The 206-nt window shown below is 45.1% G+C and carries 1 protein-coding gene; it reads right to left on the reverse strand.

The window, feature by feature from the left end; translation table 11 throughout:
- Nucleotides 1-206 (reverse strand): hypothetical protein (locus ABFY71_RS19290; RefSeq protein WP_431021566.1); only part of this gene is annotated, 206 nt, incomplete at both ends.

The raw sequence follows: 206 nt of genomic DNA on the forward strand, positions 1-206 counted from the left end.
GCCCTTTGATTGCTCCTCTGGCAGGAAGTCCGGCGTCCCGGAAATCATTCACGGACTTGGGTTCCGCGGAATCACATATCATCGTATAATCGTCATAGCCTTTTTTCTTGATCCAATCAGCGGTCTTGGAGTTGCTCCATTTATTTACATACAATTCGTCGATCAGATATATCTTCTCTCTGGCAGAGTCATAATAAGTTCGGAGA

The organism is Devosia alba, assembly GCF_039938915.1.
In the GTDB taxonomy this organism is placed as follows: Bacteria; Pseudomonadota; Alphaproteobacteria; order Rhizobiales; family Devosiaceae; genus Devosia; species Devosia alba.